This window comes from Serratia sp. N21D137 (assembly GCF_047530005.1).
Lineage (GTDB): Bacteria > Pseudomonadota > Gammaproteobacteria > Enterobacterales > Enterobacteriaceae > Chania > Chania fonticola_B.
This window is the reverse complement of record NZ_JBLJAJ010000009.1, coordinates 1-22,387: the sequence shown is the minus strand read 5'-3', so window position 1 is coordinate 22,387 and position 22,387 is coordinate 1. Positions and strand designations below refer to the sequence as shown.

General features: G+C 51.5%; 23 protein-coding genes and 1 pseudogene. 14 read left to right on the top strand and 10 right to left on the bottom strand.

Annotated features, from left to right (window positions below; translation table 11 throughout):
• Positions 1–71 precede the first annotated feature (71 nt).
• Positions 72–974: a 30S ribosomal protein S6--L-glutamate ligase gene (rimK, locus tag ACMV5H_RS09525; RefSeq protein WP_021804979.1), complete on the bottom strand. Its 903-nt coding sequence runs from the start codon at positions 972–974 to the stop codon at positions 72–74.
• Between the two features lie 56 nt (positions 975–1,030).
• Complete coding sequence (locus ACMV5H_RS09520) at positions 1,031–1,330, bottom strand: YbjC family protein (RefSeq protein WP_021804980.1); 300 nt, start codon at positions 1,328–1,330, stop codon at positions 1,031–1,033.
• A 238-nt stretch (positions 1,331–1,568) separates the two neighbouring features.
• On the opposite strand from ACMV5H_RS09520, the gene ACMV5H_RS09515 reads away from it, so the two are divergent.
• Positions 1,569–1,832: a GrxA family glutaredoxin gene (locus ACMV5H_RS09515; RefSeq protein WP_021804981.1), complete on the top strand. Its 264-nt coding sequence runs from the start codon at positions 1,569–1,571 to the stop codon at positions 1,830–1,832.
• Positions 1,833–1,884: 52 nt separating this feature from the next.
• On the opposite strand, the gene ACMV5H_RS09510 is transcribed toward ACMV5H_RS09515, so the two are convergent.
• Positions 1,885–2,274, bottom strand: coding sequence for an inner membrane protein YbjM (locus ACMV5H_RS09510; protein ID WP_021804982.1), 390 nt, complete (start codon positions 2,272–2,274; stop codon positions 1,885–1,887).
• Between the two features lie 343 nt (positions 2,275–2,617).
• Between ACMV5H_RS09510 and ACMV5H_RS09505 the strand changes: the two genes are divergently transcribed.
• Entirely contained in the window at positions 2,618–4,309 is a 1,692-nt protein-coding gene (locus tag ACMV5H_RS09505) for an aspartate:alanine antiporter (protein WP_037375189.1), read from the top strand.
• 488 nt (positions 4,310–4,797) lie between these two features.
• Here the strand turns inward: ACMV5H_RS09505 and ACMV5H_RS09500 are convergent, their stop codons facing one another.
• Positions 4,798–5,154 carry an SH3 domain-containing protein gene (locus ACMV5H_RS09500; RefSeq protein WP_414821743.1) on the bottom strand — a complete coding sequence of 119 codons (357 nt, stop codon included), beginning with the start codon at positions 5,152–5,154 and terminating at the stop codon, positions 4,798–4,800.
• Positions 5,155–5,968: 814 nt separating this feature from the next.
• Here ACMV5H_RS09500 and ACMV5H_RS09495 point away from each other — a divergent pair.
• Positions 5,969–6,553: a hypothetical protein gene (locus tag ACMV5H_RS09495; RefSeq protein WP_037375030.1), complete on the top strand. Its 585-nt coding sequence runs from the start codon at positions 5,969–5,971 to the stop codon at positions 6,551–6,553.
• Between the two features lie 246 nt (positions 6,554–6,799).
• Here ACMV5H_RS09495 and ACMV5H_RS09490 read toward each other — a convergent pair whose 3' ends face one another.
• Positions 6,800–7,225, bottom strand: coding sequence for a universal stress protein (locus ACMV5H_RS09490; protein ID WP_021804986.1), 426 nt, complete (start codon positions 7,223–7,225; stop codon positions 6,800–6,802).
• 449 nt (positions 7,226–7,674) lie between these two features.
• Between ACMV5H_RS09490 and lpxA the strand changes: the two genes are divergently transcribed.
• A complete protein-coding gene (gene lpxA / locus ACMV5H_RS09485; RefSeq protein WP_414821742.1) occupies positions 7,675–8,466 on the top strand; it encodes an acyl-ACP--UDP-N-acetylglucosamine O-acyltransferase in 792 nt (263 codons plus the stop codon).
• Positions 8,467–8,533: 67 nt separating this feature from the next.
• Here the strand turns inward: lpxA and eco are convergent, their stop codons facing one another.
• The gene (gene eco, locus ACMV5H_RS09480; protein ID WP_094982881.1) at positions 8,534–9,046 is read right to left on the bottom strand and encodes a serine protease inhibitor ecotin; all 513 of its coding nucleotides are present in this window, start codon (positions 9,044–9,046) and stop codon (positions 8,534–8,536) included.
• A gap of 160 nt (positions 9,047–9,206) precedes the next feature.
• Here eco and ACMV5H_RS09475 point away from each other — a divergent pair, with 160 nt between their 5' ends.
• Entirely contained in the window at positions 9,207–9,965 is a 759-nt protein-coding gene (locus ACMV5H_RS09475; RefSeq protein ID WP_414821741.1) for a phosphatase PAP2 family protein, read from the top strand.
• A 6-nt stretch (positions 9,966–9,971) separates the two neighbouring features.
• Positions 9,972–10,577 (top strand): undecaprenyl-diphosphate phosphatase, encoded by a 606-nt coding sequence (gene ybjG, locus ACMV5H_RS09470; protein WP_021804990.1) that lies wholly within the window; start codon positions 9,972–9,974, stop codon positions 10,575–10,577.
• A 32-nt stretch (positions 10,578–10,609) separates the two neighbouring features.
• Here the strand turns inward: ybjG and ACMV5H_RS09465 are convergent, their stop codons facing one another.
• Positions 10,610–11,428, bottom strand: a complete 819-nt coding sequence (locus ACMV5H_RS09465; RefSeq protein WP_223538102.1) for a hypothetical protein — start codon at positions 11,426–11,428, stop codon at positions 10,610–10,612.
• 228 nt (positions 11,429–11,656) lie between these two features.
• Here ACMV5H_RS09465 and deoC point away from each other — a divergent pair, with 228 nt between their 5' ends.
• From deoC to ACMV5H_RS09445, 4 genes are all read left to right on the top strand, one after another.
• Entirely contained in the window at positions 11,657–12,337 is a 681-nt protein-coding gene (gene deoC / locus ACMV5H_RS09460) for a deoxyribose-phosphate aldolase (protein WP_414821740.1), read from the top strand.
• Between the two features lie 177 nt (positions 12,338–12,514).
• Positions 12,515–13,279, top strand: coding sequence for a DNA-binding transcriptional repressor DeoR (deoR, locus tag ACMV5H_RS09455; protein WP_021179953.1), 765 nt, complete (start codon positions 12,515–12,517; stop codon positions 13,277–13,279).
• A gap of 957 nt (positions 13,280–14,236) precedes the next feature.
• Positions 14,237–15,535, top strand: coding sequence for an HAAAP family serine/threonine permease (locus ACMV5H_RS09450; RefSeq protein ID WP_021179954.1), 1,299 nt, complete (start codon positions 14,237–14,239; stop codon positions 15,533–15,535).
• A gap of 133 nt (positions 15,536–15,668) precedes the next feature.
• The gene (locus tag ACMV5H_RS09445; RefSeq protein ID WP_094982883.1) at positions 15,669–17,036 is read left to right on the top strand and encodes an L-serine ammonia-lyase; all 1,368 of its coding nucleotides are present in this window, start codon (positions 15,669–15,671) and stop codon (positions 17,034–17,036) included.
• A 42-nt stretch (positions 17,037–17,078) separates the two neighbouring features.
• On the opposite strand, the gene ACMV5H_RS09440 is transcribed toward ACMV5H_RS09445, so the two are convergent.
• Positions 17,079–18,284 (bottom strand): serine hydrolase, encoded by a 1,206-nt coding sequence (locus ACMV5H_RS09440; RefSeq protein ID WP_037375034.1) that lies wholly within the window; start codon positions 18,282–18,284, stop codon positions 17,079–17,081.
• Between the two features lie 415 nt (positions 18,285–18,699).
• On the opposite strand from ACMV5H_RS09440, the gene ACMV5H_RS09435 reads away from it, so the two are divergent.
• Together ACMV5H_RS09435 and ACMV5H_RS09430 are read left to right on the top strand one after the other, a co-directional pair.
• Positions 18,700–19,356, top strand: a complete 657-nt coding sequence (locus tag ACMV5H_RS09435; RefSeq protein WP_223501238.1) for an HAD family hydrolase — start codon at positions 18,700–18,702, stop codon at positions 19,354–19,356.
• Positions 19,357–19,429: 73 nt separating this feature from the next.
• Positions 19,430–20,050, top strand: a complete 621-nt coding sequence (locus ACMV5H_RS09430) for a glutathione S-transferase family protein (protein ID WP_115159841.1) — start codon at positions 19,430–19,432, stop codon at positions 20,048–20,050.
• Between the two features lie 129 nt (positions 20,051–20,179).
• Here ACMV5H_RS09430 and ACMV5H_RS09425 read toward each other — a convergent pair whose 3' ends face one another.
• Positions 20,180–21,280 carry a PQQ-dependent sugar dehydrogenase gene (locus tag ACMV5H_RS09425; protein ID WP_414821739.1) on the bottom strand — a complete coding sequence of 367 codons (1,101 nt, stop codon included), beginning with the start codon at positions 21,278–21,280 and terminating at the stop codon, positions 20,180–20,182.
• Between the two features lie 134 nt (positions 21,281–21,414).
• On the opposite strand from ACMV5H_RS09425, the gene ACMV5H_RS09420 reads away from it, so the two are divergent.
• Together ACMV5H_RS09420 and ACMV5H_RS09415 are read left to right on the top strand one after the other, a co-directional pair.
• Positions 21,415–21,834 carry a GNAT family N-acetyltransferase gene (locus ACMV5H_RS09420; protein ID WP_261455073.1) on the top strand — a complete coding sequence of 140 codons (420 nt, stop codon included), beginning with the start codon at positions 21,415–21,417 and terminating at the stop codon, positions 21,832–21,834.
• 11 nt (positions 21,835–21,845) lie between these two features.
• Positions 21,846–22,262, top strand: a pseudogene (locus ACMV5H_RS09415) (CorA family divalent cation transporter); the annotation flags it as partial.
• A 40-nt stretch (positions 22,263–22,302) separates the two neighbouring features.
• Here ACMV5H_RS09415 and ACMV5H_RS09410 read toward each other — a convergent pair.
• The coding region (locus ACMV5H_RS09410) for a hypothetical protein (protein ID WP_414821777.1) at positions 22,303–22,387 on the bottom strand (85 nt) is incomplete at its 5' end.

Below are 22,387 nucleotides of genomic sequence, written 5' to 3'. Positions count from 1 at the left end.
AACATTGCACGGCATATCCGCACCCGCGATCCCCCGTATACGCTTGGCGCAACAGAGGAAAGCGCCATTTCTCATCCGCCAGATTTCAGACGAAAGCCAGGTCGGGCTCGTTGTTCAATGTACTCAATCATCATGCCGGCAATATCCAACCCGGTGGTGGTTTCAACGCCTTCCAACCCCGGTGACGCATTCACTTCCATCACCAGCGGGCCACGATCGGCACGGAGGATATCAACCCCGGCAACATCCAGCCCCAGCGTCTCTACGGCCTTGATCGCCGTAGCGCGTTCCTTGCCGGTAATATGCACTTTACGAGCCGTGCCACCACGGTGCAGGTTCGAGCGAAACTCCCCAGGCTTTGCCTGACGTTCAATCGCGGCAACGACCCTGCCGCCGACGACCAGGCAGCGAATATCACAGCCATTGGCTTCACGGATATACTCCTGCACCAGGATATGGGCGTTCAGGCCACGAAAGGCGTCGATCACGCTCTCCGCCGCCTGGCGAGTTTCGGCCAATACCACGCCGATCCCCTGCGTCCCTTCAACCAGCTTCACCACCAGCGGTGCGCCGCCCACCAGTTCGATCAAATCACCGGTGTCATCCGGTGAATGCGCAAAGCCGGTAATGGGCAGATCAATCCCCTGGCGCGCCAGCAGTTGCAGCGAACGCAGTTTGTCACGCGCGCGGGTAATGGCCACTGACTCATTGAGTGGATAGCTGCCGAGCAGTTCAAACTGGCGCAGCACGGCAGTGCCATAAAAGGTAATAGCGGAACCAATACGCGGGATCACCGCATCGTAATGTTCCAACCGGCGGCCACGATAATGAATGCTCGGTGCCGCCGGGTTGATATTCATATAACAAGACTGCGGATCGATAACATCGATACGGTGCCCACGCTGCTCTGCAGCCTCACGCAGTCTTTTACATGAGTACAGCGAACCATCGCGCGAAAGAATGGCAATTTTCACTCGTCACCCCTAAAGGCGTTATCACCTGCATTGGCAGGCATTCCCCATAGCCGCGTTTAGTCTTGCGGTCCCTGGTCTTGTTTATCTTTTGGCGGGGTACGCCGATCGTTCTGCGGCGGCTGGCCACCGCGCAGTAGCGGGCCGAACCCTTGAACCACACGCCAGACCAAAAACGCGGCTGCAGGAACCATCATGAAGACGCCTAGAAAGATCATGCCAACCGCCGCCTGCTGCGAAGCCAGCATACCCGGTAAGCGGACGTAGTCATGAATACTCAGATAAGAGAGTATCAACAGCACCATGCCCAATCCTTCAAGCACCAGCACAGAACGCGGTAAGTCACCGAATGAACGCATATTTTTTTCTCCAGACTCACTGTGTCCAGTGTAGTAAATTCGCCATCGCTGCAACAGCTCTAGTTGATTAATCGGTTCTATAAATCAGACCAAGAGGCAGATCCTGCTTTTTTTTAGCTCAGCCAACGGGCATAGTAAGCGCCATGACGTGAGTGATTGCGCAACTGAAGTCTTTTTATGACGGAAGGAATGTCGTTACAATAACGGTTAATGATTAATAACAGACTAGGAGTGTTACATGTTTGCTGTAATCTTCGGGCGTCCGGGCTGTCCTTACTGTGTCCGTGCTAAAGAGCTGGCAGAGAAATTGACTGAAGAGCGTGACGATTTCAACTTCCGTTATGTTGATATCCACGCCGAAGGCATCACCAAGGCCGATTTGGAAAAAACCGTGGGCAAACCGGTAGAAACCGTGCCGCAAATCTTTATCGATCAGACCCACATTGGCGGCTGCACCGATTTTGAAGCCTACGCCAAAGAAAACCTGAACCTGTTCCAGTAAGCTTCAGGCTCGAACAAAAAAGGCCACCGAACTCAGGTGGCCTTTTTTACGATTAGGGTTTTTGCTGCCGATAGAACTGTTGCCACGCATGGAACACCATGCGCATTAATAAATACAACATCCCACCCAACACACACCAGAATACAGCGCTGACCGCATAAGCTAACTCCTGCCAAAACGAATGGCCGGGGGTCAACCAAAAGTGGCGAATGAGTAAACACAGCGGTACCGCACACAGTGCGCCAAGCAAGGGACACAGAATACGCTGCTTGCTCGACAAATAGCTGGCGATAAAACCGGGAATAATAAACAACAGCAGGCCGGTTTCACCATGATGCTCGGATTCTGTCACGCCGACGGCACCGCTCTTCAGGCCCAGAAAAACCAGACTAAACAGTAGAAAACAGCTAAAAATGCCCACCCAGTATCGATAACTTACCATCCACCTCTCCCCTCCATACCCGAAAATGACGGATATCGCGATGTGACCGCTGACTACATCGTAAAACACAGCCTATCGCACAGACCCTGCGACACACAGCCGAAATCGACAGCGCTGGCTGAACTTTTTCCTTGGTCAAAAAGGGTTAAATACGTATGCCGACACAGCTTTATGCTGGCTGTCATACGTGATAGCGACTAGAATAAGCGCCGCCATTCGATGGTTCGGATCGCCTTCCGATGGTTGGTTGTTATCTAAGCTTTATCCATATACTCTATGGCTGAATCTAACTCTTATAGTGTTCTTTATCAAGAACTTACTGGTAAACAATAAGTTATCCCCCGTGAACATAAACGTCGCAAGTTTGTTAAACGGTAACTACATCCTGTTACTGTTTGTGGTACTCGCCCTGGGGCTCTGCCTCGGAAAGGTTCGTCTTGGCTCCGTTCAACTCGGTAATTCCATTGGCGTTTTAGTGGTCTCGCTGTTGCTTGGCCAGCAGCACTTTGCCATTAACACCGAAGCGTTAAGCCTCGGTTTCATGCTGTTTATTTTTTGCGTCGGCGTTGAAGCGGGTCCCAATTTCTTCTCAATTTTTTTCCGCGACGGCAAAAACTACTTCATGCTGGCGCTGGTGATGGTCGGTTCAGCGATGGTGATCGCCATCGGACTAGGTAAGCTGTTCCACTGGGATATCGGCCTTACCGCCGGTATGCTCGCCGGTTCGATGACCTCCACACCGGTGTTGGTGGGTGCAGGCGATACGCTACGTAATACCATCACCAGCGGCCCGGCACTGCTTGCAGCCCAAGACCATCTGAGCCTGGGCTACGCCCTGACCTACCTGATTGGCCTGGTCAGCCTGATTTTCGGCGCTCGTTATCTGCCAAAACTGCAGCATCAGGACCTCTCTACCTCTGCCCAACAAATTGCCCGTGAGCGCGGCCTGGATACCGATAGCCAGCGCAAGGTTTATTTGCCGGTGATCCGCGCCTATCGCGTTGGTCAGGAACTGGTCGCCTGGGCAGACGGCAAGAACCTGCGCGAGCTCGGTATTTACCGCCAAACCGGTTGCTACATCGAACGAATTCGCCGCAACGGCATTCTGGCCAACCCGGATGGAGATGCGGTGTTACAGGTCGGGGATGAAATCTCACTGGTCGGCTACCCTGATGCTCACGCACGCCTGGACCCAAGCTTCCGTAACGGTAAGGAAGTGTTCGACCGGGATCTGCTGGATATGCGCATCGTAACCGAAGAGATCGTGGTCAAAAACAGCAATGCGGTAGGCAAGCGCCTGAGCCAGTTGAAGCTGACCGATCATGGCTGCTTCCTCAACCGCGTCATCCGTAGCCAGATTGAAATGCCTATCGATGACAGCATCGTGTTGAACAAAGGCGATGTGCTGCAGGTTAGCGGCGATGCCCGTCGGGTAAAAAGCGTGGCAGAGAAGATCGGCTTTATCTCCATTCATAGCCAGGTTACCGATCTGCTGGCCTTCTGCGCCTTCTTTATCATTGGCCTGCTAATCGGCCAGATCACCATTCAGTTCACCAGCAGCTTCTCCTTTGGTATCGGCAACGCCGCAGGGCTATTGATGTCCGGCATCATGCTGGGCTTCCTGCGTGCCAACCACCCTACCTTTGGTTATATCCCTCAGGGCGCGTTGAATATGGTGAAAGAGTTCGGCCTGATGGTGTTTATGGCTGGTGTGGGCCTGAGCGCAGGGGCAGGTATCGGCAATACCCTTGGCGCAGTAGGTGGCCAGATGCTGATCGCAGGCCTGATTGTCAGCCTGGTACCGGTGGTGATCTGCTTCCTGTTCGGAGCCTACATTCTGCGCATGAACCGTGCCCTGCTGTTTGGTGCCATTATGGGGGCACGTACCTGCGCCCCGGCGATGGAAATCATTAGTGACACTGCACGTAGTAATATTCCTGCGTTGGGCTATGCAGGCACCTACGCCATCGCTAACGTGTTGTTAACCTTGGCAGGCTCGCTCATCGTGGTGATCTGGCCAGGACTAATGGGGTAGCAAGGCGATCTGAGAAGTGCCGCTACGGCGAAATATTTTTTTATTTTTCTAGCAACGGGTAGAACTTTTCGATCGGGACATAGTCTGAATTAGTGCCACTGCTTTTCTTTGATGTCCCCATTTTGTGGAGCCCGTTAGTCCCGCCTTTTTAGGTTCAAGATTAGCGGGTTTTTTGTTGCCTGAAATTTACGCCTGACCTTCCCCCATTGATTTACACATCGGGATGTTAGTAATGAGACGCTGAAGGCCATTTGGACGCTAGCTAGCACGATCCATGAGATTTGGTGACCCAAATAAGCGGGGAGAAAGTTCAAATGGCTCCAGCCCGAAGAGAGCATGCGCCCAAGCCGGTGCTACGCGTTATCGGGCTTGAACGTAGAGCTATCCGCCTTGATCACGGGCTTTCGGGACTGCGACGGTGCCACAATCAACTGAGGGGCACAGCCTAAAATCCGTCGCCACTCAGACTCTGATGTAAAATAACGGCCTTATTTGATGTTCTGAAGAATGCTTTTCGGTACCCAACCAATATCTTGATCCGAGAGTCGCTGGCACCATACCCAGCCATTTAAGAATTTTATCGCCAGCAACTCATCTCCTTCATTAACATCAAGTTCTTTGGCCGTATAGTCATCTTTCGCTATACCATGGCCAGGTTTGTCGCTTCGTTCTATCAGCTGATCTGGCACCCATCCACCGGAATGATTAGCTATGGTACAGAAATACCAATCATCCCAACCTTCATCGCCCTCATATATGTCCCCTATCGTAAGCGGAGTTCCAGTTGTGAACGTTATAGGATCTGGATACTCACTTCGATGTCGCCCAGTTGCGATAAATTTCATGTTGTTCCTCATAAAACATCACCTACCTTCTTCCGATGTTTTCAATTATCTGTATGCATATACAGTTTGCAACTATTAATTTCATTGCAAGCTGATCACGCGAAGCTTGCTTAAACCTTAAATAAATCAACTGATTGATATATATAAATTTAATTCATTCGACGCACTGACACTTCCAACACCGAACGTTAGGGTAAGGCAATCGCGGACTATTAGGTTATATTCTTTCCCAGGCCGACAACCTCCACTACACCGGCCTGTAAATCTTTCCATTCATGCATCAGCAAGCATCAACATTTAACCCAGCTTATATTGATGCTGGTTGGGCAGATGACATAGATGATGTGATACGCTCAGGTACGCCTTATACTCAACCCTGTCGGTACGACACATAAATGCCGATCAGCACGTTTACACCAGCAGCATATTACTCATTGAGCAAAGTATCCAAAAAGAAATTAACGCATTTCTATATTAATGCAATATAAAATACCGAATGCAGGAGTGCGTGAAAGCTGGAGGAGACTTCTGTTACAAATAACGTTATCCGTAACATCATATTTTACACTAACAAAATTTAACCTATCGAGGTTATTGACAACACTATTCTTTTAATGACAACGTAGTGAAGCACCGAGGCATTGTCGCTCCATAAAGGGCGTCTGACATCGGTTATAAATATCATTTACACCATGGAGGTGAGCATGTAAAACCAACACAATAACAGCACCAGAAATAAAACACCGAATTTTGGCAGTTTAATGATTATTTATGTGTCATTTCACAATCCCAAAAGGATTTATAGGATTGCATCATGAAAATGAGTTTCTTAGCTTACCTTTTTCTAGTTTTAACCAGCTTCTTTTTTTGTGAGCACTTAAGTGCAGCTAGCACAGGCACGCTTACGGTGAAGTTTGGTCAGACAACGGAGGATACGTTCAAGATAACTCACCCTGAAGCGGTAAATGTGGGGTTTAACAGCGAACTGAAAGGGAATATCTACAAAGAAACACCCGATAACAATAAGGACAAACGAAGCGATATCGTTTTTGAAAGTACTAAAGATGTTTTTGTCTTGTTTGATGAGAATAAAAATTTAGCCGCATTACACTTACAGCTGAAAACCGATCAGTTTAGCGTTATCAGTGCAATTCTAGCTAAAAAATACACCACCGCCGTAAAGAAAACCTCGTTTATCGGCAGTGACTATATGGAACTCTACAACGCCGGTGTTTTGATTTATTTGATGGATCCTTTCTTCTTTTCCAATACCTCACTCTTCTTTATAAGAACCGATGTGAGAAATAAAATCCTAAAAAACATCCCCACTAACCTGCTTGATGATGAGCTCAAGGTACTGAACTACCTTGTGGAGAAAAGCTTTCAATCAACAAAGTAATCAGATAAGTGCCCCTGCTATAATGCTGAACACTACCATAACAGAATAGCGGGCGGAGTTAAAATCAGCATCCAATCACCAGAAAAGCTAAAAAACACAATAAGATATGCTTGAACTTGGGTGTGGCAATAGCGTGCTGGCGAGAAGCAATGATTCGGCCTCTATATCCATGGGCGAATCACTGCTCTGACCTAATTATTGTGATGCCTTTCACTCTCAACGCCATTCAGATCCAACGTTTCCCCATCAATGTTTTTCGAGCGGTACTACGAGCATATCAACCGCAATATGGTTGATCGTGCGGCGCGTACTGGATACCAAACGGCTCCACATATCGTGGTGGTGACCAAAAATCACCAAATCAATCCCCTTCTCACGGATGGCACTGTTCAGCGCTTCACTGAGTTCACCACGGCCAATGATCACTTCACTGATGGGATACTCCGCCTGCTGCTGGATAGCGTTAAGCATATTCTTAACTCGTTCGGAGAAGGTCTTATCGGCATAGTTGAATTCGCCACTACCAAACTCGCTGTAGTGGTTAGCTTGCTCATCGATATAAATCAACGACAGCTTGGCCTGCAGTGTGTCAGCCAATTCAGACCCCTTTCGCACTAACAGCTCGGCATCGTCACTCAGATCGGTTGCAATAACGATATGTTGATAAGTCATATTGTCGGCCCTCCGTATTACCTAATACCCAGCCTGATAACCTACCTATTAATTCTAGTCTAGCCTGAGAGTGGTTGCTTATACTCTTGTCATTTTACTGCTGGAACAATCCATCTCGGCACCAGGCACTACTGCAAAATCTGTAGGCAGCGCCCCAACGTTGTGAGCCCACTGCGGTCTCGTTTAACCGATTCACCTCTATCTCCTCTGCCCCATCTTCCATTACAAAAAAGTTCAGAAAATAAAGAAAATATAAGATGGTGTGATATACCCGGGAACTCCTTATACTCGGCCCTGTCGATAAGAAAAATCACCTGACCACCAACGACCACCCCTTTCCCCTCACATTCGACGCTTACTCTCAGATTAATCCAAATTAAGGCTTAATCATTTACCCATGATTGGCCCTGAGTGCCGGAAACGCCACGCACCATCATCAGGATAACGCAATGTCAATTTCTCCCTCTGCCCGGGTCGCAAGCAATAGCTTGGTTGAACCGGAGGCGATTATCGGTGCGCGCGTCAGCATTGGCCCTTTCTGCGTCATCGCAGCCGGCGTCGAGATTGGTGATGACACGGTAATAGCCTCCCATGTAAGCATTAACGGCCTCACCCGGATTGGCTGCAATAACGTTATCGGGCAGTTTTCCATCATCGGCGAAGTGAATCAGGATTTGAAATATGCTGGTGAAGCTACGGACGTAGTGATCGGCGACAGAAACAGGATCGGCAAGAATGCGACCATTCATCGCGGCACCACTCAAGGCTATCGGCGGACAACCATCGGTAATGACAACCTGTTCTTAAACAACGTCCATATTGGCCATGATTGTATTGTCGGCAATACTACGGTTATCGGTGATAACTCGGGGCTGGCCGGGCATGTTGAGCTGGATGATTTTGTGCAGATCGGCAATATGTGCGCGATACATCAGTTTTGTCTGCTGGGTGCCCATGCGCATATCGCCCATCAGTCCGGCGTGGTGCAGGATGTTCCACCTTTTGTCAGTGCCAGTGGCAACCACGCGGCCCCCATCGGGGTAAACGATTCAGCGGCAGCTTTCCAATCACTGAGCGAGCAGCAACAGCAGGTGATCCAAACCCTGTATAACATGCTTTATCACAATGCGTTGGCGATCAGTGAGGTGAAACAGGAAGTGCAGCGCTTGAGCGAAACCTATCCGCTATTGCAATGGTTTACTTCTTTCTTCTCACGCTCGGCGCGCGGTATTATCCGCTAGGCGCTGCCATTGAATATTCAGATGAGCGCCGCATGCGGCGCCCCTTCATGGCGTAGTCTACAGTCGTTTATTTCGTTACCGCACGGCCAGTATTTTCGCTGGCAGACCAGATGCGATAGCGCACCTCGACGTCCTTCGGCACGTAAACCACGATAGGCAAGCGGCTGTTATAGCGCTGCATCGCGGCATCCCCCAGATGAGCGGCAACGAACTCCTGACGCTTGGTATTATCCGGGCAAGCCATCATGGTAGAGGCCGGAGCCGAGAGCTTCGGCAGTACAAAATAGTCGTAACCCCAACCGGCCAGCGTTTTACTCTCCAGATTGCCGCCCATCATGTGGCGGTTGCAATCCACTTCCAGCGTTTGGCCAATCAGCAGCTCAACCTTAAAGTTTTCTTCATTCTCCTGCTTGGGTAAATAAATGACCTGCCGGCTCATGCCCGGCTCCGCTTTCGGGAACGGTGCTACTTTTTCCAACGGCTGCATATTGAGATCGTCAGTACTTGCGGTGGTTGCAGCAACGGCGTTGACAGACGCGGCCATCAGCAGGCTGGTCACTACCATAGAAAGCTTGTTCATTTTTTATCCTTACAATTCATAACCTAAATACCTAATTACGCTAGCATACTTTACGCCGTTAAATTATAGGTCAATTCTGGATATCGTCCCCAAGCCGCTCGCCATCCATTAAGGTTTTCTTAAGACGGGAGGATTACAGTAGCCTGATCCATTACCGCCTATGAGCCTTCGTGTGAACCCATCAAACGCCAAACAATCGTCATTAAATCAATTCTCAACGGCTAGCCAAATTCAGACTGACGCCCTTTACTCCTTGCCCGCATCCTTTTACCGTTGGCAAGCCTTTGGGCTGGTGGTGGCTGCGCTGTTGTTTATCTGGTTGTCACGCAATGAACAGCTGGATTGGGTAGTCAGTAATTATTGGTATGACGCCGCCAGCCAGCGTTTTCCGTGGCAGAACAACTACTGGCTGGATCTGATCAACCATCGGTTGTTAAAGATTTCGGTGATCGCCGGAGCGGTACTGGCGCTGCTTTGGGGAATTTATCGCCGTAACGCGCGGCTGATCGTCGCCATGCTGTTGATCGGCATTGGGCCGTTAGTGGTGGGGATCCTGAAGGTCACCAGCGCACACTCATGCCCCTGGGATCTGCTGGAGTACGGTGGCAAAGCAATGTCATTTCCACTGTTTGGCACCACGCCAGCGTTTCCGGGGCCTGGCCGTTGCTTCCCCGGTGGCCACGCTTCCAGCGGCTTCGCCGTGATGGCACTGTTCTTTCTGTTTTATCCGCAACGCCCGCGCCTGGCTTACTGGTGCTGGCTGGCCGGCATCACGCTTGGCATGCTGATGGGCTTTGGCCAGATCATGCGGGGCGCACATTTTCTTTCCCATAACCTGTGGGCCGGGTGGTGGGTTTGGTTCAGCCAGTTGGCTGTTTATTGGTGTATCAGCGGCTATTTTCGCCGTAAGACGAGGTAATACTTAATGGAGCAGTTGAACTATCTTCTTTTCGCCTGGATCGATGCCACCCCGGCCAGCCCGGAATGGTTAATCGATCTTGCCACCTTCATCGCACGGGATCTGATCGCCATTATCCCCCTGCTGATTGTCGGCCTGTGGTTCTGGGGGGCACATAGCCAACTGGCAGCACAGCGAGAAGTGGTAGCCAAAACGACCATTGCCCTGTTATTTGCCATGAGCGCTTCGGCCGCTATCGGAGCACTGTTACCTCATGAGCGCCCGTTTGTCACCGGTATCGGCTATACCTTCCTGGCGCATGCGCCAGACAGTTCTTTCCCTAGCAATCATGGCACTGCCATCTTCACCTTTGCCCTGGCCTTCCTGTGCTGGCATCGTGTCTGGTCAGGTATTTTGCTGATGGTCGCGGCCGTCGCCATTGCCTGGTCCCGCGTATTCCTTGGTGTGCACTGGCCACTGGATATGGTGGGCGGTTTCCTGCTGGGCTGTGTGGGTTGTCTGTTTGCCCAATTGGTGTGGAATCTGTTTGGTGATGCCATCGCCCAACGTCTAACGCGCCTATACCATTTCCTGTTTGCCTTCCCGATCCGTAAAGGATGGGTCAAGGAGTAATACCTGCCCGCAGGGGGCAAGCCCCCTGCCAGCTAGAGTATGCCTGTCATCACGCGGAACTCCCGCATCTCCCCTGCTTTTAACATCACCGCCATCGGTGTTGCTGTACTCTCTGGGCTGCAACTGGCCGGCTGGACGAACGCCGTCGCCCGTGAGTTGGCTCGTGGCCGCCGTAAGACGGCATAGCTGAATTGGCCGGTGGCAAAACGGGTTACATACCTTCTGCCGCACGGTGCCAGCATAAAGAACTCGGCCTGATCAACATATAACGAGAGATCGTCAGAACAAATGACCTGCTGCGGATTATCACGGATATTGAGCGCACAGCCCGGCAGATTTTGGCGGAAAACGGCCCCCTCTTCACAGGCATAGTTCATATGGCACATATAACTTAATGGCTGAGCCTGCTCAGCCAGGTTGTCGATCACCATTTCAATACTGAACTGTGTGCTGTTGGCGGCTAACTGAACGGCCGGTTGGATGCGGCAAGGGCCATCGGCAGTGCGGGCTCGTACAGCGATCGCTTCCTCTTCGACTTCCAGCCAGACATCAATCACCGGACCATGATTAGCAGGCAATCCTTGGTGAGAGGCAAAACAGCCACGGGCATCATTACGTCGAGGCTGCAGCTGGCTGGCTTTTGCTTTGAGAGACTGGCCATCAAACACCGCATCCCAAATCATCAAATCCTGGTAGGGCAACAACGTTAAGGTACCCCGCTGATTTTGCAGCACCAACGCGGCGATATCACCAGGAAACATAAACGCGGTCACCGTAAAACCAGCGCCGCGATACACTTCATTCGGCTCTATGCCGAACAATCCAGGGCTCAGATTAATGATCGTCTTCATCTTCTTTCCTCAGGGGGCAGCCGTTGCACAGTGAACGGATTTGTCAATATACAGTCTATGTTATTTAAATAACATTTTCTAGCAAACACTGTGTTAGACGTTGCTGTAAAACTCCAGCTCTCCCTAAAAATTACTTTTAATACAGCTTGAAACATCAATGTTAGGAATGTTAGGATTATAACATCACTGACACCACAGAACGTTTTTACCCCCATAGAGGAAATGACCATGACTACTGAACAGATTGATTACGCTCGCTATATCGACCATACCCTGCTGGCTATGGACACCACGGACAGCCAGATCAACCAACTGTGCGAAGAAGCGCGTCAGCATAATTTCTATGCCGTTTGCGTTAACTCGGGTTATGTCCCGTTGGCCGCTCACCTGTTGCAGGATAGCAACGTTAAAGTATGCTCGGTTATCGGCTTCCCTCTGGGGGCTGGTTTGACCGTCTCCAAGGCTTTCGAAGCCAAAGCTGCCATTGCCGCTGGCGCCCAGGAAATCGACATGGTGATCAACGTCGGTTGGCTGAAAAGCGGCCTGAATGACGAAGTGAAGGCCGATATCGCCGCGGTGCGTGAAGTTTGCGCGGCTATCCCGTTGAAGGTAATATTGGGAACCTGTCTGCTCAGCGATGAACAAATCGTTGTAGTTTGTGAAATGTGTCGTGAACTGGATGTCGCTTTCGTTAAAACCTCTACCGGTTTCAGCACAGGCGGCGCTCGTGAAGACCACGTCAAACTGATGCGTGCTACTGTAGGCAGCGAGATGGGCGTCAAAGCCTCTGGCGCAGTGCGCGATCGCGCTACCGCAGGGAAAATGATTGCCGCCGGTGCAACACGTATCGGCACCAGCTCGGGCGTTGCGATCGTTTCTGGCGATGCGGCTGACACCGGTAGCTACTGATTTTCGCTAGCTCTATCTAGGTATAGCGACATCTAATGCGGGGTTGTGCCCTCAGTGCGAACTGGGTCTGCACGACTCCGCATTATTGTGTTGGAGCGAACGAAAGAAACTTTTGGCTCCTTTATCCCTTTCGGCCACACTTGAGAAACTTGGGGTATAAACCTGTAGGAAAAACTGATGGAAACCCGGCGCGACGAACGTATCAACCGGCTAGTTCAGGCTCTAAAGCGTTCTGACAAGATCCACTTAAAAGAAGCAGCCGCACTGCTCGGCGTCTCGGAAATGACCATCCGGCGCGATCTCAGTGCCGAACCTGCTGCAGTGGTCTTGCTTGGGGGTTATGTCGTAGCCGATCCGCGTATCAACGGGGTCACCAATTATTTTGTCTCCGACCAGAAAGCCAAACAGGTGGCGGAAAAGCGCCGTATTGGCATGCTGGCGGCACCGCTGGTCAACGAAAACGACACGGTTTTCTTTGACTGTGGCACCACCACCCCGGCCATTATCGACGCCATTGCCGATGAACTCCCCTTTACCGCCATTTGCCACTCACTCAACACCTTTCTGGCGCTGCAGGACAAGCCCAACTGCAAGGTGATCCTGTGCGGCGGTGAATTCAAACCGAGCAACTACATTTTCACCGCTGTTGGCCAACATAATGAGTTGGACCACATCTGTCCTAACGTGGCCTTTATTTCAGCGGCAGGCATCACTTTGCAGCACGGCGCAACCTGCTTCAACCTTGATGAACTGGCGATGAAACACAAAGCGTTGGACAAGGCGCAGCAAAAGATCCTGGTCGCCGACCACAGCAAATTTGCCCAAACCAAGCCTGCCTGCATCGGGCCGCTGGCATTGTTCGATAAGGTGATCACCGATCGCCAGCCTGATCCCGAGTTCATCGAGTTTTTCGACCAACACGCGGTCACTTTGCGTTTCTGATCTTGGCCTCACTGCCGATTTTATGCCGTGTCCCTTGGTGCTACTTGAGGGACGCGGTTGCAAATTCTTCGTTAAACTCAGGCTTTTTTTTAAGCAATTAAACTTAAAATATTCCTATTGGCCGATAATTACAGGTTAATGGATTGCAACAACTTGCTCGCGTTATTATTCTGCGCAGAACATTATTGCAGTAATTTGCATCAAATCTCCCCCGGATAAAATGGCTCCTTACCTTCAGCAGCCTCGTTATGCTGACTTTTGTTTAAAAATTATCAGCTATTTTTAATCAAATTATCAGAATTTATCCTTATTCATATGATGATTAAAATCGTCTTATTACGGTCATCCGTTTCTAGCCACAGAAACAATAAAAATCATTAAATAAGTTTAAAAACAATAAGATAAGTTTTCCCCTCACAATAACCAAACGTGATCTAAATCACTAAAATAGCTTAATCCGGCATTTTCGCTAGATCCAAACCAGCACATAAAATATATTGCTCGGCCTGCCACACAAGACAGGTTTTTATCCGGTTAAACATCATACAAACCGGATAAAGGTTGTGGGATTAGTGAGAGCGGTTGCAGCATGATGTTTTGCACAAACGCGTAACATTTGCATGAAAGTTTACAATAACAGCCTTTAACCGCACACATCACGCATTTGGGAGCAAGATCACGGTTGTTTCTGCTGTAAATCGTTATCTTGCCGCCAACAAAATCGGTGGGCAGTTGCTCCTCCGACAGAAACATCGGCGTTGACCCCGTTAACAGCAGAAACCATTTGGACAGGTTAGCAACATCATTAGCCTGATAAACAATTCAGAGGCGCAATTCAATCTCTAGTTGTAACAACTGATTTTACCACTGGCGGGATAGCAACTTATTTCACCAGCGGATTTTAAACTTAAGTTTTTCTTTTTATTTTAAATTATCGTGTTCACCTCGGAGATATTTATGGACACTACACAGACCGGCACTATCGCCTCTGCAGCCTCAGGTTCCAGCACGGCCTGGCGTAAATCAGACACCATGTGGATGTTGGGCCTCTACGGCACCGCCATCGGCGCTGGCGTCTTGTTCTTGCCAATCAACGCCGGTATCGGTGGATTGATCCCGCTGATCATCATGGCCATCATCGCCTTCCCGATGACCTTCTTTGCCCACCGTGGCCTATGCCGTTTCGTTTTGTCCGGCAAAAACCCAGGTGAAGACATCACCGAAGTGGTAGAAGAACACTTTGGTATCAGCGCAGGTAAACTGATCACCCTGCTCTACTTCTTCGCCATTTACCCAATCCTGCTGGTTTATAGCGTTGCGATCACCAACACCGTGGACAGCTTCATCACCCACCAGTTGGGTATGGCCTCGCCACCACGCGCCATCCTGTCGCTGATCCTGATCGTTGGCCTGATGGGCATCGTGCGTTTCGGTGAGCAGGCGATCGTGAAGACCATGAGTATCCTGGTATTCCCGTTTGTTGGGGTGCTGATGCTGCTGGCGCTTTATCTGATCCCTAACTGGAGCAGTGCCATCTTCGAAAACGTCTCACTGGCCGGTTCTGGCGGCAGCCTGGGCCACGGCCTGGTGATCACCCTGTGGCTGGCAATCCCGGTTATGGTGTTCTCGTTCAACCACTCACCGATCATCTCCGCCTTTGCTGTAGCAAAACGCGAAGAGTACGGCGTGGACGCTGAGAAGAAATGTTCCCGCATCCTGGGCTACGCACACATCATGATGGTGCTGACCGTGATGTTCTTTGTTTTCAGCTGCGTGCTGAGCCTGTCCCCGGCGGATCTGGCCGAAGCCAAAGCGCAAAACATCTCCATCCTGTCTTACCTGGCTAACCACTTTAACAACCCGGTTATCGAGTACATCGCACCAGTCATCGCCTTTATCGCCATCACCAAATCCTTCCTGGGCCACTACCTCGGCGCTCGTGAAGGCTTTAACGGCATGATTGCCAAATCGATGAGAAGCCGTGGCAAGACCATCACCACCCACAAGCTGAACCGCATCACTGCCATCTTCATGCTGGTGACCACCTGGATCGTTGCCACGCTGAACCCAAGCATTCTGGGCATGATCGAGAACCTGGGTGGCCCAATCATCGCGATGCTGCTGTTCCTGATGCCGATGTATGCGATCCGTAAAGTGCCTGCCATGCGCAAGTACAGCGGCCACATCAGCAACGTATTTGTGGTCGTGATGGGCCTGATTGCCATCTCTGCCATCCTGTACACACTGTTCGGTTAATAGCGCTCAGCCGGTGCCTTATGGCACCGGCTATCTCGAATCTCCCCTCCTACCCCGCCGCGAACTCAAGCATGACCCATATGCCCCCTAAACGGCAGGCTGAGGGAATTAACTTCAAGAAGGAAGCGAGACTATGGTCAGCGTTTTCGATATTTTCAAAATTGGCATCGGCCCTTCCAGTTCCCACACCGTCGGCCCGATGAAAGCCGGTAAACAGTTTATTGATGATTTGCAGGCTGCCGGGCAACTCCACGATACAACGCGGGTGGCGGTTGACGTCTACGGCTCACTGTCACTGACGGGTAAAGGGCACCATACCGACATCGCGATTATTATGGGCCTGGCGGGTAATCTGCCCCATGATGTGGACATCGACAGCATCGCCGGCTTTATTCGTGATGTAGAACAGCGTGGCCGCCTGTTGTTGGCAAAGGGTGAGCACGAGGTCGATTTTCCACAGCTTGGTGGCATGAACTTCCATAGCACTAACCTGCCGCTGCACGAAAACGGCATGTCGATCAGCGCCTATGCTGGCGATCGGTTACTGCACAGCAAAACCTATTACTCCATCGGCGGCGGATTTATCGTTGATGAAGAAAACTTCGGTCAATCGGCCAACAATAGCGTCGCAGTCCCCTACCCTTATCGCTCCGCAGTGGATTTGCAGCAGCACTGCAAAGATACCGGGCTTTCGCTTTCCGGGTTGGTGATGCAGAACGAACTGGCATTGCGCAGTAAAGAAGAGATCGAAGCGCATTTTGCCGACGTCTGGCAGGTGATGCGTGCAGGTATCGAACGCGGTATGAATACCGAAGGGTTGCTCCCTGGCCCAATGAAGGTACAACGCCGTGCTGCCGCCCTGCGCCGCATTCTGGTCACCGGTGACAAGAACAATATCGACCCGATGAACGTAGTGGATTGGATCAATATGTTCGCGTTTGCGGTTAACGAAGAGAACGCTGCGGGTGGCCGGGTGGTGACGGCGCCCACCAACGGTGCCTGCGGTATCATTCCAGCGGTGCTGGCATATTACGACCAGTTTATCCGCCCGGTGAACACCAACTCCTACAGCCGTTACTTCCTGACTGCCGGTGTGATCGGCACGTTGTACAAGATGAATGCTTCAATCTCCGGTGCCGAAGTGGGCTGCCAAGGGGAAGTCGGCGTGGCCTGCTCCATGGCGGCAGCGGGTCTGGCGGAGCTGATGGGCGGCAGCCCGGCGCAGGTTTGTATCGCCGCAGAGATTGCCATGGAGCACCATCTGGGGCTGACCTGTGATCCACTGGCAGGACAGGTTCAGGTGCCTTGTATCGAACGTAACGCGATTTCTGCCGTAAAGGCAGTCAATGCCGCACGTATGGCACTGCGTCGCACCAGCGAGCCGCGTGTTTGCCTGGATAAGGTGATCGAGACCATGTACGAAACCGGCAAGGACATGAACTCCAAATACCGCGAGACATCTCAGGGCGGGTTGGCCATCAAGGTTGTAGCGTGTAATTGATCTGGCAGAAGGGGCCACTGTTGGCCCCTTATCAAACAAAGATTAGCCGAAAATACCGCCAAACCACTGGGTCAGCTTCATCATCACAAAGTCCCACATGCGGCTAAAGAAGTTCCCTTCCTTCACTTCCTGCATCACCACCAGCGGGTGCTGATCGATAGTTTTGCCATCCAGTTGGAAATCGATGGTGCCCACCACCTGATTTTTCGCCAGCGGTGCTTCCAGCGTCGGTTGGTTAAGCTTGTAGCTGGCCTTCAGGTTTTTCATCTGCCCCTTAGGAATAGTCACGGCGGCATCCTTCGCCACGCCCAGCGGCACCTCGCCCACGTCGCCAAACCACACTTTCTGCGTCACAAAGGCTTTATCGGCCTTGATCGGCGTTGCGGTTTCATAGAAGCGGAAGCCCCAGGTCAGCAACTTCTCGCTTTCGCTAAAGCGCACACGGTCACTCGGAGCCCCTAGCACCACTGAAATCAGGCGCATTGGGCCATCGGTGGCCGAGGCGACCAGGTTATGCCCGGCCCCGCCGGTGTAACCGGTTTTGATACCATCCACGTTCAGGTTGGTACTCCACAGCAGGCGGTTACGGTTTATCTGGCGGATCTTGTTGAAGGTGAACTCTTTTTCTTTATGCAACGCGTACTCATCCGGCACGTCACGGATCAGCGCCTGGCTCAGCAACGCCATATCGCGTGCGGTGCTGTACTGCCCTTCGGCATCCAGACCATGCACGGTCAGGAAGTGAGTATTTTGCAAGCCGAGGGACTTGCCGTAATTGTTCATCAAGCCAACGAACGAATCCTGGCTACCCGCTACGAAATCCGCCAAGGCGATGCTGGCGTCGTTACCTGACTGGATGACGATGCCTTTATTGAGTTCCGATACCGGCACCTGATCGCCGGGTTTGATAAACATCAAAGAAGAACCCCGCAGCACCGGGTTGCCGGTTGCCCAGGCATCTTTGCCCACGGTGACCAGATCGTCCGGTTTGATTTTACCGGCCTTCATCGCCTGGCCAATCACATAGCTGGACATGATTTTAGTCAGGCTCGCGGGATCCAGGCGTGTATCCGCATTGCCTTCTGCCAGGATCTTGCCGCTGTTGTAATCCATCAATACATAGGCTTTCGCATCGACCTGCGGTGCGGCCGGAGCCTCTGCTGCCTGTACGGTAGGCACAACCAACAACATGACACCTACACTGAGGGCCAATTTACCAAGAGGAGTAGAACGGTTATTTTTCATCATGACGTCGCCAGAGTGTCCATTCAAACCATTGAAATAGCGTTAACTTTCAAACATGTTCACGTTTTCAGCCAACCAGCGAGAGTGGCACCAGGCCGCGCTGCCAACCGCGAAATACCCAGCGGCTCCCATTTGGGCCAACGCGGCACCGAAAGTGCCCTCGTTGTGAGTTTATTAGATTGCTCTTATTTTTGCAGGGTTTAGGCTGATTTTTCTGCATTTTTACATAACTGTACGTTACCGCAGAGAAATTGGTTGGAAATCAGGCTATGTGCCAGGTTATGCAAACTTTCAACAAACCGTCGCCGCACTGTCATCAAAGTTACTTATGCTCTGCGCATTTCACCGTGGCAACTGGCTCGACGCCGCGAGTATCCGTTATCCTGTAGCCGCAGCATTCCTTGCCGGAGAAATATTGATGGATTTAGCCCTGTTCGACCTGGATGAAACCCTGATTGATGATGACAGCGCCAGCCTGTGGGTTCGCTGGCTGGTGGCCGAAGGGTTCGCTCCGGCAGAATTGGAACGCCAAGAACAGTTGTTGATGCAATCCTATTATCAGGGACAACTGTCGATGGAAGATTATATGCAGGCAACGTTGGTTCCGCTGGCGGGCCTGAGTACCCAGACCGTCGACGGTTGGGTGCAGCGCTATATTCGTCGAGATATCCTGCCTCGCGTCTACCCCGCGGCACGCGAACGCATGCAATGGCATCGCGAACGCGGCGACTGCATTCTGGTGATTTCAGCAACCGGTGAACATCTGGTTGCCCCCATCGCCGAGCAACTGGGGGCCGATGGCGCGCTGGCTATAGGTGTCGAAGTGGCAGAAGGCCGTTTTACCGGCAATACCTACGGCACCATGACCTATCAGCAGGGTAAGGTCATCCGCCTGCAACAGTGGTTACAGCAACACCCTGAACTGCAATTTGCCCATAGTCACGGCTATAGCGACTCCATTAACGATAAAGCCATGCTGGAATACGTCGACAGCGCCACCGTTATCAACCCGAATAGCGATCTTGGCGCGCTGGCAGAAAAGCACGGTTGGGAAGTCTGCCACTGGGAACGCTGATTTCAAGGTGACAAAAACGGCTTTGTAGCGTAGGTATGAGGGTTACTTTTATCCGTCGATGAGGAGGTGCTTTGTGCTGACCATTTGGGGCCGTGAAAATTCTACAAACGTCAAAAAGGTGCGCTGGTGTGCCGCAGAGTTAGGGCTAAATTACACCCATATCAACGCCGGAGGTGCCTACGGTAAGGTTAACGAAGAGCCCTATCGTTCGCTTAATCCCAACGGCCTGGTGCCGCTGTTGCAAGATGGGGATTTCGTGTTGTGGGAATCCAATACCATTGTGCGTTATCTGGCGGCCAAGTTCGGCCAGACGCCATTTTACCCACAGGACCTCCAGGATCGCGCTGCGGCTGAAAAATGGATGGACTGGAATACCTCAACCATCGCCGCCCCCTTCCGCAACGTGTTCTGGGGCATGGTTCGCACTCCGCCCGAAAAGCGTGATATGGCGCTGATTGAGGCTGGCATTGCTGAACTGGAGCAACACTTTGCGATCATCGAACGTACGTTGGCGGAGCAGCCTTTCCTCTCAGGCCAAGAGTTCGGCATCGGCGATATTCCGCTCGGCAGCTTTGTTTACGCCTGGTTTTCCATGCCGATCGAACGCCAACCTAGCCCGCATATGGAACGCTGGTATCAACGGCTGTGCGCACGCCCTGCTTACCAGCACGCGGTGATGATACCACTCACTTGATTACCAAGGTGTCCCTAAGAGGCTCTTCGTAAAACGCAGGGCTAAACGACGAAATCGTGCAGCGGATTATCCGAATGAACTCCAGAGAGGTCATCACCGCCGCCGATCTCAAACTCATCTGACTGGGCGCTAATCGCGCCCAACCCGCAGCAGTTTCCCATTACTGTCATCAGTCAGCAGATAAAGGTAACCATCTGGCCCAACGCGAACGTCGCGAATACGCTCATTGCGATCGCCCAATAGCCGCTCCTCTGCCACTATTTGGTCACCGTCCAGTGTCAAACGGATCAGCTCCCGTTGTGCCAACGCGCCAATAAACAGAGAGTGCCGCCATTCGGGGAATCGCTGGCTGTCGTAAAAGGCCATTCCGCTGACCCCCGGCGAAACTTTCCAATAATGCAGCGGCTGTTCGGTCCCTGGTACAACCTGGCCCTTAGCCTCAGGGATGGCTAGCCCTGAATAATTAACCCCATAGGTCGCTATTGGCCAGCCATAGTTCTTGCCCCGCAGAGGAATATTGATTTCATCCCCCCCGCGTGGGCCATGCTCATGCTCCCAAATCACCCCACTCCACGGGTTCAGCGCCAATCCTTGCGGATTGCGATGGCCATAAGACCAAATCTCCGGTCGCTTGCCTTGTTGACCAACAAACGGGTTATTGGCAGGTACCTTACCCTCTGCCGTTAGCCGCACAATCTTGCCTTGCAGCTTGTCTGTTTCCTGTGCCGTCGTCCGTTGGTTGTTTTCACCCAAGGTAATAAACAGATAGCCCTGACGATCAAATGCAAGTTTAGAGCCAAAATGGTTGCCGGTAGACAACTTGGGCTGTTGGCGGAAAATCACGCGAAAATCTTCCAGCTGTTTATTGTCTGCACTCAGGCGCCCATAGCCGACAGCGGTGCCAGCTTTATCGGCATCCCCCGCCTCTGCAAAGCTAAGGTAAACCCGGCGGCTAGTGACAAAATCCGGAGCCAGCACCACGTCTAGTAATCCTCCTTGCCCCTGCGCGTAGACGTCCGGCACACCGGTAATCGGTGAGGAAAGTCCGGCAGACGGCTGCCATAACCGCAAACGACCAGGACGTTCCGTTATCAGGATACCGCTATCGTTCGGCAAGAAGGCCAGCGACCAGGGATGCTCAAGGCTGTCCTGTAATTCAGTCACTACCGGTGCCGCATGCAGCAGGCCATTGCCGAACAGCAACCAACCCGCAATCAAAAAAGGCCGCAATATGTCTTCTCCTTAAATTGGTAGAGTCCAATGAGTTTAGCCCAGATGGTAAAGTTCATGCTTTAATCTAAATTTCAATATGTTGCATTTTTCCTTTACTGTGCTTAAGTTAGTTGAACCATCCAGGAGGCACCATGAAAATCACCGTAACAGACGCACTACAGCCAGAAGATACCGAAGAGATTCGCAATCATTTGAAGACTTTTAACCGCCAATTTGTCGGCGATATCCTGAACAAAAACATCGGGGTTTTTGTCCTGGATGATCAGGGTAATAAACTCGCTGGGTTAACCGGCAGCACAGTAGGCAATTGGTTAAGCATCGATCTGTTATGGGTTTCTGAGACATTACGCGGCGAAGGTGTAGGCAGTAAGCTCATCAAGAAAGCAGAACAGCAGGCAATAGCGGATGGCTGCAAATTTGCGCGTGTAGATACTTTCAGTTTCCAGGCTCGGCCATTCTACGAAAAACAGGGTTACCAATTGCAAATGACATTGCACAATGCGCCGGTAGAGCATGAACGCTATTTCTTCACCAAAACCCTCACAGACTGACAGGTAACGCGATGGAAACCCAAGCAATGGTAATCAACTGCGTGGCGTACAAGGCCGGAAAACGGCTGACCGACGTGACGATTGAGGATATCAGTGAAGTGGTCAAGGAGCCGGACACCTTTATCTGGCTGGGCTTGTGGCAACCGGAAGACGCGTTTATGCGCAAGATCCAGGAGGAATTCGGCCTGCACGATCTGGCGATCGAAGACGCCTTATGTGCCCATCAACGGCCGAAAATAGAAACCTACGGTGACTCGCTGTTCATCGTGGTGAAAACCGCACAGTGGATGAAAGAAGAAGTCGAATACGGTGAGACCCACTTTTTCGTTGGTAAAAACTTCCTGATCAGCGTGCGCCATGGTGCTTCCTCCAGCTATGCCCCTATCCGCGCCAAGGCAGAGGAAAACCCCAAGCAGCTTTGCCATGGTAAGCGTCCAACGAAGGCCGTATTGACTAAGGTCGAGTAAGTTATTCTGTTGGCAGTGTTATACGCCACGGCAGTAGCTCACTGACCCGGTTTATCGGCCAGTCGGCAATCACATTCAGCACATGA